Origin of the sequence: Pseudomonas soli, assembly GCF_021283165.2 — a bacterium.
GTDB classification, from domain to species: Bacteria; Pseudomonadota; Gammaproteobacteria; order Pseudomonadales; family Pseudomonadaceae; genus Aquipseudomonas; species Aquipseudomonas soli.
Genome location: NZ_CP128543.1, coordinates 275,691 through 289,674, shown reverse-complemented (window position 1 = coordinate 289,674; position 13,984 = coordinate 275,691). Strand labels below are relative to the sequence as shown.

Sequence of the window (13,984 nt, the reverse complement as noted above, 5' to 3'; positions counted from 1 at the left end):
ATGCTGTTCAAGCAGTTCACGCGCCTGGCGCAGATCAACAGCCCCCTGGGGCCGGACAAGCTGATCCTTGCCGAGATGGGCGGCAGCGAGGAGCTTGGCCGCCTGTTCGACTATGAGCTGCAGCTGACCAGCGACGACCCCGCCATCGACCTCAACCAGCTGCTGGGCAAACCGATGAGCCTGAGCGTGCAGCAGAGCGTCGGCACATCGCGGCACTTCCACGGCATCGTCGCCCGCTGCAGCCAGTCGGTGGACCAGGGCCAGTTCGCCAGCTACCGCGTCACCCTGCGCCCCTGGCTGTGGTTGCTGACGCGCACCAGCGACTGCCGGATCTTCCAGCACCTGAGCGCGCCGCAGATCATCAAGCAGGTGTTTCGCGACCTGGGCTTCTCGGATTTCGAGGACCTGCTCAGCCGCAACTACCGCGAGCGCGAGTACTGCGTGCAGTACCGCGAGACCAGCTTCGACTTCGTCAGCCGCCTGATGGAAGAAGAAGGCATCTACTACTTCTTCCGCCACGAGCAGGAGCGCCACGTGCTGGTGCTCGCCGACGCCTATGGCGCGCACCAGAAGGCCCCCGGCTACGAGACCGTGCCCTACTACCCGCCGGACGGCCAGCACCGCGAGCGCGACCATATCAACGACTGGCACCTGGCCCAGGAAGTCCAGCCGGGCTCGCTGGAGCTCAACGACTACGACTTCCAGCGCCCCAGCGCGCGCATCGACGTGCGTTCGGCGATGCCCCGGCCGCACCAGGCCGGCGACTACCCGCTGTACGACTACCCCGGTGCCTATGAACAGACCCAGGATGGCGAGCACTACGCCCGCACCCGCCTGGAATCGCTGCAAAGCCTGCACGAGCGCGTCGAGCTGCGTGGCAACGCCCGGGGCCTGGGCAGCGGCCATCTTTTCAGCCTGAGCAACTTCAGCCGCCAGGACCAGAACCGCGAGTACCTGATCGTCGCCGCCCGCTACTACGTGCACCAGGAACGCCTGGAAAGCGGTGGCGGCAGCGGCGCGGCGCAGTTCGAGAGCAACCTGAGCTGCATCGACGCGCAGCAGAGTTACCGCCCGGTGAGCAGTTCGCTGCGCCCGATCGTCAAGGGGCCGCAGACCGCCGTGGTGGTCGGCCCGGCTGGCGAGGAGATCTGGACCGACCAGTACGGCCGGGTCAAGGTGCACTTCCACTGGGACCGCCACGACCAGTCCAACGAGAACAGCTCGTGCTGGATCCGCGTGTCCCAGGCCACGGCCGGTAAGAACTGGGGTTCGATCCAGGTGCCGCGCATCGGCCAGGAGGTGATCGTCAGCTTCCTCGAAGGCGACCCCGACCGGCCGATCATCACCGGGCGGGTGTACAACGCCGAACAGACCGTGCCCTACGACCTGCCCGGCGGCGCCACCCAAAGCGGCATGAAGAGCCGTTCGAGCAAGGGCGGCAGCCCGGCCAACTTCAATGAAATCCGCATGGAAGACAAGAAGGGCGCCGAGCAGTTGTACATGCATGCCGAACGCAACATGGACACCGTGGTCGAGCAGAGCGAGACGCTGTCGGTGGGCATCAACCGCACCCAGACCGTCGGCATGCTCGAGACCATCACCATCGGCCAGGACCGCATCCGCGCCGTGCGCCGCGACGACATGCTGCTGGTCGGCGCGAGCAAGACCGACAGTGTCAGCACCAGCTACCTGATCGAAGTCGGCGAGAACCTGCGCCTGGTCTGCGGCAAGAGCGTGATCGAGCTCAACGCCAGCGGGCAGATCAACATCAGCTGCGAGCAGTTCAGCTTCCACGCCAACGCCGACGCCGAGATCAACACTGGCGGCACCCTTGACCTGAACGTGGGCAGCGGCGCGCAGACCGGCCCGAACAACCAGGGCGTTAAAACGGCCATCGACGGTGCGGTGAAGGCCCTCTTCCCCGGTACCGGCAAGTAACGAGACCAAACCATGAGCTACCGCCTCAACGAATTCCGCTTCGCCCTGCCCGATGCGCAGGTACGCGACACCAGCATCAACATCCTGCGCTTCGAAGCCCTGGGCACCTCGCTGATCGTCAGCCGCAGCCTGCTCGAAGAGGGCGAGACGCTGCAGAGCAACTTTGACGGCCAGTTGCAGCGCCTGCAGCAACAGGTCAAGGACCTGCAGTTCCAGCCGGCCCGCGCCACCCAGGTGGGCGCGGCGCAGCCGATCGAGGCGATCGAGCTGAGCAGCCAGTTCAGCAAGGGCCAGGAAAAGGTCTACCAGTACCAGCTGGCGCTGGTGATACCGGGCACGCGCAAGATGTTCGCCCTGAGCTATGTCAAACCCACCCCCCTGGGCGAGACCGAGGCGACGCACTGGGCGGCGCTCAAGCAGTCCCTCGATTTCGACAACCTGGGCTGACACCGCACCATGTCCGACGCACTCTGGGCCGCCCGCGAAGGCGATGCGCTGCTGCACACCTCGGTGATGGCCGACATCATCGGCGGCGTGCTGGAAGTGGCCGCCAACGTCGCCATCGGCGCCCTGGCCACCGCTGCGGTGGGTGCGGCACTGGGCATTACCGTGGTCACCGGCGGCCTGGGCTGCTTTGTGCTTGGCGCGGTGGTGGGCCTGGTGGTCGGCGTGGTCATGGCCAAGACCGGCGCCGACACCGGGCTCAGTCGATTATGCGAAGGCATCGGCAACGCCCTGTTCCCGCCGACCGTGCAAGCCACCATCGCCAGTGGCTCGCCCAACACCAAGACCAACGGCAAGCGCGCCGCGCGCGCGGCCGGCGTGGTCACCGCGCCCTCGGCCCCGGCCAGTGGCGAGGGCGGTGACGCGCAGGCCGAGGAGCAGGAAGAGACCTTCCTTGACATGGCCAAGGGCTTCTTCTCACAGATGTGGCGGCCGACCGTCGCCAGCCCATCGGCCAACACCCAGGAAGCTCCCGACGACAAGGTGCTGTGCACCAAGCACCCGCCGATGCCGCCGCAGTACCTGGCCGAGGGTTCGAGCAAGGTGCTGATCAACGGCCACCCGGCCTGCCGCAGCGGCGACCGTAGCACCTGCGAGGCGGTGATCGTCGATGGCGGGCTGGTGTCGGACAACGTGCGCATCGGCGGCGGGCCGATCGTGGTGCGCGAGATCCGCAGCGGCAAGACGCCGGGGATCGGCCTGGCTATTACGGCGTTGATGATGTTGCGAGGGCGGGGGGGGAAGTTTTACAGCAAGTTTGGGTGCATGTTGATCGGGGGCGTCACCAGCTTGGTGACCAGCCAAGTCACCAGTGCCCTCACTTCGGCCATCGCCGGCTCACCCAACCCGGTGCATGCGCCTACTGGTGCGAAGATCCTCAATGGTGAGGCCGAGTTGGATTTCGAGCTGCCGGCACTGATCCCACTGGACTGGCAGCGCTACTACAACAGCCATGGGGAGCGTGAGGCAGGACTGCTCGGCAGCGGCTGGAGCGTACCTTACGAGGTCCATATCGACGTCATACCCCATGCCGATGGCGGTGAAAGCCTGGTCTTCAACGATGAGCAGGCCCGAGCAATCGACATGGGGCATCTCCCGCTGGGAGATGCGCTTTATAGCACCGGCGAAGGCCTGAGCGTGCGCCGAGCACTCAACGGTGAGGTACTGATCGAAGATCGTGATGGCCGCTATCGTCTATTTGAGCAGGTGCCCGGCAACCCAGCCAGATTGCGCTTGAGCCAGATCGGCGACCGCAACGACAATCGTGTCTACCTGGACTATGACGACCGCGGGCGCCTGCGCGGCCTGCGGGATACCTTCGGCCTGGTCGAGGTGGAACTGCACTACAGCCCGCAATGGCCTCAACGTGTCAGCCATGTGCAACGCCGCTTCGCCGATACCAGCACCGAACAACTGGTCAGTTACAACTACGACGACAGAGGAAACCTCACCGAGGTGCGAGACGCCCAGGGCCAGGTGAAACGACGCTTCGCCTATGACCAGGGCCAGAGGATGATCGAGCACCAACTACCAACCGGCCTGCGCTGCCATTACGAGTGGGTGCTGACCGAAGATGGCTGGCGCGTGGCTCGGCACTGGACCGACGAGGGTGACGAGTACCTTTTTGAGTACGATGTAGCCGCAGGTGTGACCCGTATCACCGATGGGCTTCAACGCCAGAGCATCCGCATTTGGAACAACCAATACCAGGTCACCGCCTACACTGATGCCCTTGGCCGGACCTGGCGCTTCGACTGGAACGACGAGCGCCAACTGCTGGCCGCCAGCGACCCGGACGGTGGGCTGTGGACGTTCGACTACGACACGTCTGGCAACCTCGCACAGACTATCGACCCTCTTGGTCGCAGTGAGTCGACACACTGGATGGAGCACTGGGCACTACCCCGCGCCTGGACCGACGCCGCCGGCAACTGCTGGCAATACGGCTACGATCAGCGTGGTAATTGTGTCCGGGAAACTGATCCGCTAGGCCTGGTAACCCGTTATCGCCATGACGGACACGGACGCACGGTCGAAATCGTCGACGCCATGGGTAAAGCCAGACAACTGCAATGGAACGACCTGGGCCTGATCAGTGCATTTACCGATTGCTCCGGCTACACCACGCGCCTCGTCTATGACCGCCATGGCTACCTGGCCACGGTGGTCGACGCACAAGGGGAACGCACCGACTATCGCCATGATGCACAGGGACGACTGCTGGAGGTCCGCACGCCAGATGGTCGCAGCGAGCACTACCGGTACAATACCGCCAGCCTGCTGGTGCGACGTGAGGACCCCACCGGCCATGGCTATGAGTTTCACTACGACGTTTGCGGCCGACTGCAACGGCAGGTTGATCCCCTGGGGCGGACCGTCGCGTACCGCTACGACACTTATGGTCGTCTGCTCAGCCTGGCCAACGAGAACGGCGAAAGCTATCGATTTACCTGGGACCCCGCCGACCGGTTGGTTGAGCAGCGTGATCTAGATGGCAGCGCCCGACGCTACCATTACGACCGCCTCGACTGTCTGCAGCGCCTTGATTACATGCCTGCGCCCCATGGCTTGGGACTGGCACTGGTACCCGGCACGCCGATGGCGCCGATCAGCCACGTCTTCGAGCGCGATGCCGGTGGTCGCCTCCTGGCCAAGGTGACCGACGACGGACGTACCGAGCACCAATACGATGCACTCGACCAACTGCTCATGGTCCGCTTCACCGACAACCAGGGCGATAGCCAACAGCTTGGCTTTGCCTACGATGCCCTGGGTCGACTGATCGAGGAGCACGGTACATCGGGTGTTTTACGCCATCACTACGATGAACTGGGCAATCGCATCCGCACCCAGTTACCGGACGGCCGCGAGCTGAACCAGCTTTACTACGGCAGTGGCTATCTGCATCAGGTGAATCTCGATGGCAAGGTGATCTGCGACTTCGAGCGTGACCGCCTGCACCGCGAAGTCCTGCGCACCCAGGGCAACCTCGATACCCACAGCGAGTACGACCGATCCGGCCGCTTGCGTTCGCGTCGAAGTCGACCGCGTGGAATGCCCAGGCAGCTGCCAGCCCCCCTGCAGCAGCACTTCGAATACGACCTGGCGGACAACCTCACAACGCGCTTACGGCAGAGCCCTGGCGAGCAGCACGCACAGCATCTGCGCCACGATGCCAGTGAACGCATCATCGCCAGCCAGCCAACCGGTATGCAGCCGGGCGAAACCTTCACCTATGATGCGGCAGCCAACCTGCTCGATGGCCCACAAGGTGGCTGGGTCCGCCACAATCGCGTGCTGACTTACCAGGACAAGCGTTACCGCTATGACGCTTTTGGCCGACTCATCGAGAAGCGTAGCGCGCGGCGCGGTGTGCAGCGCTTGCGTTACGATGCCGAGCACCGTCTGATCGAAGTGCGCTCCCAGCACAGCGGACGCGAGCGCGTGGTGCGCATGCAGTACGACCCCCTTGGCAGACGCATCGCCAAGAGCGAATACGATGATACGGGGCAGTGCCTCGGCCTCACCCGGTTCGACTGGGACGGCTACCGCTTGCTCGAAGAGCGTCGCCATGGGCAACGCTGCCTCTACCTGTATGAAGACGACAGCCATGAGCCCCTGGCCCGTGTCGACGGCCTGGGCGAGTACCAGCAGATACATCACTACCACAACGACCTCAATGGCCTGGCGGAGCAACTGAGTGATGAAGCTGGCAACATCGTTTGGCAGGCCCGCTATCAGGTCTGGGGTAATACGGTGCAGGAACTGCGCGAGCCGGCACTCGTCGAGCAACAAAACCTGAGGTTCCAGGGCCAGTACCTTGATAGGGAAACCGGCCTGCACTACAACTTGTTCCGCTTCTACGATCCGGATGTGGGTCGGTTTACCCAGCCGGATCCGATCGGCCTGGCGGGCGGGCTGAACTTGTACCAATACGCCCCGACACCCGCCACCTGGATCGACCCACTAGGGCTGGAAGTCTGCCGGTTGAGTAGCGCAGACAAGAAGAAGATGGGGCGCGCGCCCAAAAACATGAAAAACCCGCACCGGCACCACATCGTTCGGGAAAACGCGCCACGCAACTGGAAACAGCAGAACCGTGACTACATCCTCAATGCGCAGGCGATCATGGCCAAGCATAAAATCGACCTGAACACCGATTTACGCAATTTCACCTGGGCGCGCAATGGCGGCAAAACCCACACTGTCGCGTCGGCCCAGAAAGTCTTCGAGCGTCTGCAGAAAGCCGATGCCAAAGGATTGAAAGCGGTGGAGCGCGAATTAAAACGCATGGGACTGGCCTTCAAACGGGGAACTTTCATCTGATGATCGACTGGCAACAACTCTACGAAAAGCATGAGACCAAGCTCGACCGCCTCTATGACGATGTAGAAGAGGGCAAGCTGGAGCGGCTACGTGCGTTCGCACAAAAATACCCCGAGCTGCTGGTGCTGCCCCGCTATGGCGAGGCCGACGAGGAAGGGCTGCTGCATATGGCCGCCCGGGCCGGACAGACTGCGAACTGTGGCCTGCTCCTGGAGCTGGGCCTGGCGCCTAACCAGCCGTATGTAGACGAGGGCCATGCCAGTGCACTCGAACTGGCAGCCAGTGAAGGGCACCTTGAAACCTGCGTTTGCCTGCTCGATGCCGGTGCCTGGGTCGATGGCCTGCCACTCAGCGTCTGCCCACCGCTATACGCAGCGGCCCAATCGGGCCACAACGAGGTCGTCGCACTGCTGCTGACTCGAGGCGCACAGGTCAATCGCCTGCACCGACGCGCCAATGACAGCGCACTGGACGCTGCGCGTGAATGGGGGCATCAGCGCACGGTCGATCTGCTGCTCGAACACGGCGCACGCAGCATCAACGATGTCGAGGGTGCCGATGCCGAAGGCGCCGGACAGGCCATTGTCACCTTCGTGCACAATACTGCTGGGTGGGTCCTGCCCACCGAGTTCTGCCCCCCCAGTGAAGACCCTCGCAGCACGCTGCATGTCAGCCTGATCGATAGCAAGACTGACTACAAGCTGTTGTTCACCAGCGGCCTGTACCAGGTTGCCCCGATGACCGAGTTGTTCCTCTGCCTGCCAGGTGACTGGGCACTGCCCCAGGCCGGATTGCCGGTGCCAGACGCCTGGTGTTTTCCAGTACGAATGCTGGCACGCCTCGCCGCCACAACCTTCGAGCACGGCCCGGTGGCCGAGGGCATGCTGTTCCAGCGTGACGATCCACAATTTGCCGACCTGCGCTGGCCTTGCGCGGTGGATGCGCTGTTGGCGGTGGACAAGCCCTGGAACAAGCATGGTGATGACGTGCGGATTCCCGAAAGTGACAAGGTCACCCTGCTGACCCTGGCACCGGTGAAGTTCACCGGCAAGGGTGCTCCGACCGCCAAGGCCCTGGCCGCGCTCATCGAACGTAAACGCAAGGCGAGCTGGAAGGCCTTGGCGCTGGAGGGGCCGACTGAAGCCCCTGTGTAGGGGTATGGATACCTGTATGCCGAGGGACCGGCAGGTACGGCGCGGTAGCCGGTGTCCGCGCCAGGCGCATCCGCGTCGAGTAACAGTCTTTTACCGAAACCCCAGGTTTTCCCTGCGCAACCTTTGCCTATCCTAGGCCGGGTCATCCCGCCTGCGATGGACCCATGAAAGACTCGCTCCCCAGCCGCTATGCCTGCCTGTTCCTGTGTCTGGTCTTCACGATTGCCAGTGCCCCTTTGCTGCTTGCCCACACCTGGCTCTGGCCCTTTACCGTCACCAGCGCCCTGCTCAGCCTGGTCGGCCTCAACGACCTGCGCCAACGCCACCACGCCGTGCGCCGCAACTACCCGATCCTGGGCAATATCCGCTACCTGATCGAGACCATCCGCCCGGAGATCCGCCAGTACCTGATCGAGGGCGACGACGACAAGCTGCCGTTCTCCCGCGCCCAGCGTTCGCTGGTGTACGCCAGGGCCAAGAACGAAAGTGCCGAGAAAGCCTTCGGCACGCTCAATGATGCCTACAAACCGGGCTTCGAGTTCATCAGCCACTCGATGCTGCCGGTGCCGATGCCCGACCCTGCGTCGTTCCGCATCCGCATCGGCGGCCCGCAGTGCCGCCAACCGTACTCGGCGTCGATCTTCAATATCTCGGCCATGAGCTTCGGCGCCCTCAGCGCCAACGCCATCGCCGCGCTGAACAAGGGCGCGCGCCTTGGTCGCTTCGCCCATGACACTGGCGAGGGCAGCATCAGTCCCTACCACCGCGAACACGGCGGCGACCTGATCTGGGAAATCGGCAGCGGCTACTTCGGCTGCCGCACCGAGGACGGCCAGTTCGACCCCGAGCGCTTCGCCGAGCAGGCCCGTGCCGCCCAGGTGAAGATGATCGAGATCAAGCTCAGCCAGGGCGCCAAGCCGGGCCATGGCGGGATCCTACCGGCGCACAAGGTCAGCGCCGAGATCGCCGCCACCCGAGGCGTGCGCGAGGGCGAGGACTGCATCTCGCCGGCCGCCCACAGTGTTTTCGCCACGCCGCGGGAACTGCTGCAGTTCGTCGCCCGGCTGCGCGAGCTGTCTGGCGGCAAGCCGGTGGGCTTCAAGTTCTGCCTGGGCCACCCGTGGGAGTTCATGGGCATCGCCAAGGCCATGCTGGCCACCGGCATCACCCCGGACTTCATCGTCGTCGACGGCAAGGAAGGCGGCACCGGCGCGGCGCCCCGGGAGTTCTCCGACAACATGGGCGTGCCGCTGCGTGAGGGCCTGATGTTCGTGCACAACACCTTGGTGGGGCTGAACCTGCGCGAGCGCATCCGCATCGGCGCGGCGGGCAAGCTGGTCAGCGCCTTCGACATAGCCTGCGTGCTGGCCATCGGCGCGGACTGGGTCAACTCGGCCCGGGGCTTCATGTTCGCCATCGGCTGCATCCAGTCGCAAAGCTGCCACACCAACAAGTGCCCGACCGGCGTGGCGACCCAGGATGCGTTGCGCCAGCGCGCGCTAGTGGTGCCGGAGAAGGCCGAGCGGGTCGCCAGCTTCCACCGCAATACCCTGCACGCCTTGGCCGAGATGCTTGCCGCTGCCGGCCTGGACCATCCTTCTGAACTCAAGCCCAAGCACCTGGCGCGGCGTATCAGCGCCAGCGAGATCAGCCTGTTCTCGCAGCTGCACACCTTCCTCAAGCCGGGCGAGCTGCTCAGCGGTGCGATCGACAGCGAGTTCTATGCACGGATGTGGCGGATGGCGCGCAGTGACAGCTTTGCGCCGGAGACGGGGGAGATCGAGGTGGCGGCGTCGGTTAACGTGCGCCGGAAAGAAACAGCCCCGGCATAGGCCGGGGCTGCGGGTGACGCGGGATCAGGATCAGAAGATGCTGATCGGGTACTCGACGAATACGCGGACTTCGTTGCCGTCGTCGTTGTAACCGTTCTGCTGGACAGCATTGTTGGTCCGCAGGAAGGAGCTACGCAGTTTGACGGACAGGTCCTTGGCCGGGCCTTCCTGAACCACGTAACGGATCTGGTTGAAGATCTCGCGCTCTTTACCTTCACCGAAGCCTTGTGGGGCGCCGACTTTACGGGTGTTGATGTTGTCACCCACTACATAGGCAAACTTGTAGGTCAGCCCCGGCACGCCGAAGGCACCGAAGTCCAGGCCGTAGCCCAGCTGCCAGGAGCGCTCGTCTTCTGCGTTGAAGTCGGACCAGTAGGAGTTGGCGAGGTAGATGGTCGAGCCACCGTCACCCACGCCACCATCGTTCTGGTACCAGCCGTAGTTGTAGCCGGTGCTGCCGGTGCTGCGCTGGTGCGCCAGGGTGAACGAGTGCGGGCCGTAAGCGTAGGTGGCGGCCAGGCTCCAGATGGTGTTGGAGTCGCCGTTGAGCTTGGCGGCACGCACGTACTTGTTGTCGATGTCCGACTTGTAGCCGTTGAAGTCCAGGGTCAGGGACTGGTCGCTGGCAATCGGGAAGACGTAGTTCAAGCCCAGGTAGTGCTTCTTCATCACGTCTTCGTTGTCGGCGGTGTACAGCGACGCGGTGAAGTTGTCGGTGAACTTGTAGCTGCCGCCGAGCACGTTGATCGACTTCAGGCCGCCGCCATCGCGACGCTCGGCGCTCTTGCGCGCTTCCTGGGTGAAGCGGCCGGCGTTGATTTCCAGGCCCTTGATCTCCTTGGAGGTGATCATGGTGCCGGTGAAGCTTTCTGGCAGCAGGCGACCGTCGTCGTACTGCAGGACCGGCAGGGCCGGCATCTGGTCACCGTATTTGAGTACGGTGTTCGAAACACGGAACTTCACCGCAGCGCCACCACGGGCCAGGTTGTGCGGAGCGTTGGTCTTTTCACCATCGAAAGTGGGATCGGAACGCTTGAAGAAGTCGACACCGCCACCCTGGTTACGGCCCTTGCCGCCATCGAGGCGCAGGGCGTACAGGCCGAAGGCGTCGACACCTACACCGACGGTGCCTTGGGTGAAACCGGAGGAGAAGTTGGCGATGACACCCTGGCCCCACTGAGACTGGTCGTTGGTGTGATGCTTCTTGTCACGGTTGATGAAGGCGTTGCGCAGAAGGACGTTGGCGTGGCTGTCCTCGATGAAGCCCTTGCTCTCGGCCTGGTCATTGGCCTGTGCCTGGGTCGCGGCGATCATCGCCAGGGCGACCAGGCTGATCCTGGTTTTCAACATGTTATTTTCCTTATTTCGTATTCAAAAACGCTCTGCATCAGAACGCCAGGAACCAACGCCCCTTCGTAGGTTCGACGCTATGCGGATCCAAGCCGAAGGCCCGCCAATGGTCTGCAACGGGCCTTGCAGCCGCATGGCCAGAGAATGGCCAGCAGGCGTAGAGCCCGAATCCTAGCCCTGCCTGCTTATACATGTCAAAAAAACGTGAAATGCAGGTTGATATAACCAAAAACAAGGTCAGCACTGGTGCATTTACATGCATATCTGTCGTGGGTCAGCGCAAATTTGTCTCTTTTGTGGAAAGCAGTCGAAATCCATAAAACCGTCATACGGCCATGTTCCCGCAGTCCTTCCGAAAGCCTTGAACTGCCCTGTTCTTCCCACTGCGCGGTCACGCGCAGAGCAACGTTGCACTCACCGCCGCTTCCACAAGCCATTCCGAAGCGCATCCTTGTGAATGCCAATACACTTCAAATCAATTCAAACAAATAGCAACATCTTGAAACATATGTAAAGGCAACCCTTTACAAATGTCGATGCAACAGCAAATAGCAAGCATTACCATTCGCGCCCAATTTCTCACTCCTCCCTTGGACGCCTTCGATGCCTGCCCCCTGCCGCCTCTCACCCTTGACTCTGGGCCTGTCGCTGCTGTTCAGCACCGGCCTGGCCAGTGCCGCCACCACCACACTGCCGGAAACCTCGGTGACCGCCGACAGCACCCGCGAAGAGGACAACCCGCGAGTCAAGGACGTGACCACCGCGACCCGCACCTCGACCCCCGCGCGCTACGTGCCACAGGCCATCGATTCGGTGAAGACCCGCAACGTGCTGGACTACGGCAGCAGCAACCTGGGCAAGGCGCTGGAAGGCATCCCCAACGTCAGCAGTGGCGCCGACACCCGCTTCGACAGCCTGCGTATCCGCGGCTTCGACGCCAGCAACGACTTCTACCTGGACGGAGTCCGCGACGACAGCCAGTACACCCGCGACCTGCACAACATCGAGCGGGTCGAGGTACTCAAGGGGCCAGCGGCAGTGCTTTATGGCCGTGGCAGCCAGGGCGGCATCGTCAACCGGGTGAGCAAGGCGCCGGAGCACGGCCGCCGCTCGAGCATCGAGGCTCAAGGTGGCAGCCAGGACCTGCGCAGCCTATATGCCGACCTCAGCGCCGACCCCAGCGACACCCTCAGCCTGCGCCTGAACCTGGGCAACGAGGACAAGAACAGCTTCCGCGACGGCATTGACGGCAACCACCGCCAACTGTTCGCCCCGTCCATGAGCTGGCAGATCACCCCCGAGCTGAACTGGCTGGTGCAGTATGAGTACAGCCGTTACGACCGCACGCCCGACCGTGGCATCCCCGGCAACCCGCTCACCGGGCGCCCGGCCGATGTCAGCCGCAAGACCACCTACGGCGACACCCAGCGCGACTACATCAACGACCGCGCCGAGTCGCTGCGTTCGCGCCTGAACTACGAGCTGAATGACCAGTGGCAACTGCGCCACACCTTCAGCCTGTTCACCCTGGAGAGCGACTTCGACAATACCTACCTGACCGCCTACCGCCCCGCTACCGGACTGGTGGACCGCCAGCGCTGGCAGCAGGACCTGAGCACCCGCAATCTCTACAACACCGTCGAACTCGAAGGTCATGTAGAAACCTTCGGTCTGGAGCACACGCTGCTGGTGGGTCTGGAAATGGGCGAACAGCGTCGCAACTCGCTGCTGAGCCAAGGCGTGGGCGTGCCCTCGGTACCGCTGCAGGGGGCCACGGCCAGCCAGCAGCACAACGGCACGATGCGGGTGTCCAGCAACAACCACACCGACGTCGAGAGCCGAGGGATCTACCTGCAGGACCAGATCCGCCTCAACGACCAGTGGCAGCTGCTGGCCGGCGGGCGCTTCGACCAGTTCGAGGTGGACACCACCAACAAACTGCGCAACATCTCGGAAAAGCAGAAGGACAACAGTTTCAGTCCGCGTATCGGCGTGGTGTACACCCCCTGGCAGGATCACTCCTTCTATGCCTCCTGGAGCAAGACCTACTCTCCGGTCGGTGGCGGCCTGATAGGCATCACCCCTGGCGCGGCCGGCAACGCCAACCAGACCGACCCGGAACAGACCCGGCAGAAGGAGATCGGGGTCAAGAGCGAATGGTTCGACGAACGCCTGAGCACCACCCTGGCGATCTACGAACTGGAACTGTACAACCGCCGTACCCGCGACCCGATCAACCCGGAACTGATCCAGCTCAGCGGCCTGCAGCGTTCACGCGGCATCGAGCTAACCGCCACCGGCAACGTGGTGGGCAACTGGTATGTGCGCGGCGGCATCGGCCTGCAGGACGCGACCATCGTCAAGGACAACAACGGCCAGCAGGGCAACCGCATCAACGACGTGGCCAAGCGTAACGCCAGCCTGTTCGTGACCTGGAAGCCGGAGCTGGGCTGGTACGCCGAAACCGGCCTGACCCTGGTCGGCGACCGCTACGCCGACAACCAGAACACCGTGATCCTGCCGGGCTACGGCCGCTGGGACGCGCTGGCCGGTTATCGCACCCACGACTGGGATGTACGCGCGGCGTTGAGCAACATCACCGACAAGACCTACTACAGCTCGGCCACCAGTGCGGCGCAGATCCAAGTGGGCGATCCGCGCAGCCTGGTGGTGACCGGAACCTATAGCTTCTGAGTTGTGACAGCAGCGAGCATCAAGGACGGGCCGCCCAAACGAAAACGCCACCGCAATTGCGGTGGCGTTTTTTTCTGCGACGGGTTCCTTCCCGGTCAATGCCAGACAGCCAGCAGAGCTTCGAGCTCTTCCTCGCTGATCAGGCCTTGGGGGTATCGCCCATCCAGCAGGCGTCGTGGGTCGGTC

General features: G+C 63.3%; 8 protein-coding genes. 6 read left to right on the top strand and 2 right to left on the bottom strand.

The features are described from left to right. From LU688_RS01230 to LU688_RS01210, 5 genes are all read left to right on the top strand, one after another. On the top strand, positions 1-1,938 hold the full coding sequence (locus LU688_RS01230; RefSeq protein WP_038707173.1) for a type VI secretion system Vgr family protein: 1,938 nt from the start codon (positions 1-3) through the stop codon (positions 1,936-1,938). Between the two features lie 12 nt (positions 1,939-1,950). Beyond that, positions 1,951-2,385 (top strand): DcrB-related protein, encoded by a 435-nt coding sequence (locus tag LU688_RS01225; RefSeq protein WP_023632541.1) that lies wholly within the window; start codon positions 1,951-1,953, stop codon positions 2,383-2,385. 9 nt (positions 2,386-2,394) lie between these two features. Next, a complete protein-coding gene (locus LU688_RS01220; protein ID WP_094011585.1) occupies positions 2,395-6,768 on the top strand; it encodes an RHS repeat-associated core domain-containing protein in 4,374 nt (1,457 codons plus the stop codon). Further along, positions 6,768-7,922 carry an ankyrin repeat domain-containing protein gene (locus LU688_RS01215; RefSeq protein WP_023629709.1) on the top strand — a complete coding sequence of 385 codons (1,155 nt, stop codon included), beginning with the start codon at positions 6,768-6,770 and terminating at the stop codon, positions 7,920-7,922. The genes LU688_RS01220 and LU688_RS01215 overlap by 1 nt, the downstream gene beginning before the upstream one ends. A gap of 164 nt (positions 7,923-8,086) precedes the next feature. Beyond that, positions 8,087-9,754, top strand: a complete 1,668-nt coding sequence (locus LU688_RS01210) for an FMN-binding glutamate synthase family protein (RefSeq protein WP_038707171.1) — start codon at positions 8,087-8,089, stop codon at positions 9,752-9,754. 30 nt (positions 9,755-9,784) lie between these two features. On the opposite strand, the gene LU688_RS01205 is transcribed toward LU688_RS01210, so the two are convergent. After that, positions 9,785-11,104: an OprD family porin gene (locus tag LU688_RS01205; protein WP_023630145.1), complete on the bottom strand. Its 1,320-nt coding sequence runs from the start codon at positions 11,102-11,104 to the stop codon at positions 9,785-9,787. Positions 11,105-11,298: 194 nt separating this feature from the next. Next, positions 11,299-11,541, bottom strand: coding sequence for a hypothetical protein (locus tag LU688_RS01200; protein WP_143067555.1), 243 nt, complete (start codon positions 11,539-11,541; stop codon positions 11,299-11,301). A gap of 166 nt (positions 11,542-11,707) precedes the next feature. On the opposite strand from LU688_RS01200, the gene LU688_RS01195 reads away from it, so the two are divergent. Then, on the top strand, positions 11,708-13,798 hold the full coding sequence (locus LU688_RS01195) for a TonB-dependent receptor (protein ID WP_094011586.1): 2,091 nt from the start codon (positions 11,708-11,710) through the stop codon (positions 13,796-13,798). Positions 13,799-13,984: the final 186 nt, after the last annotated feature.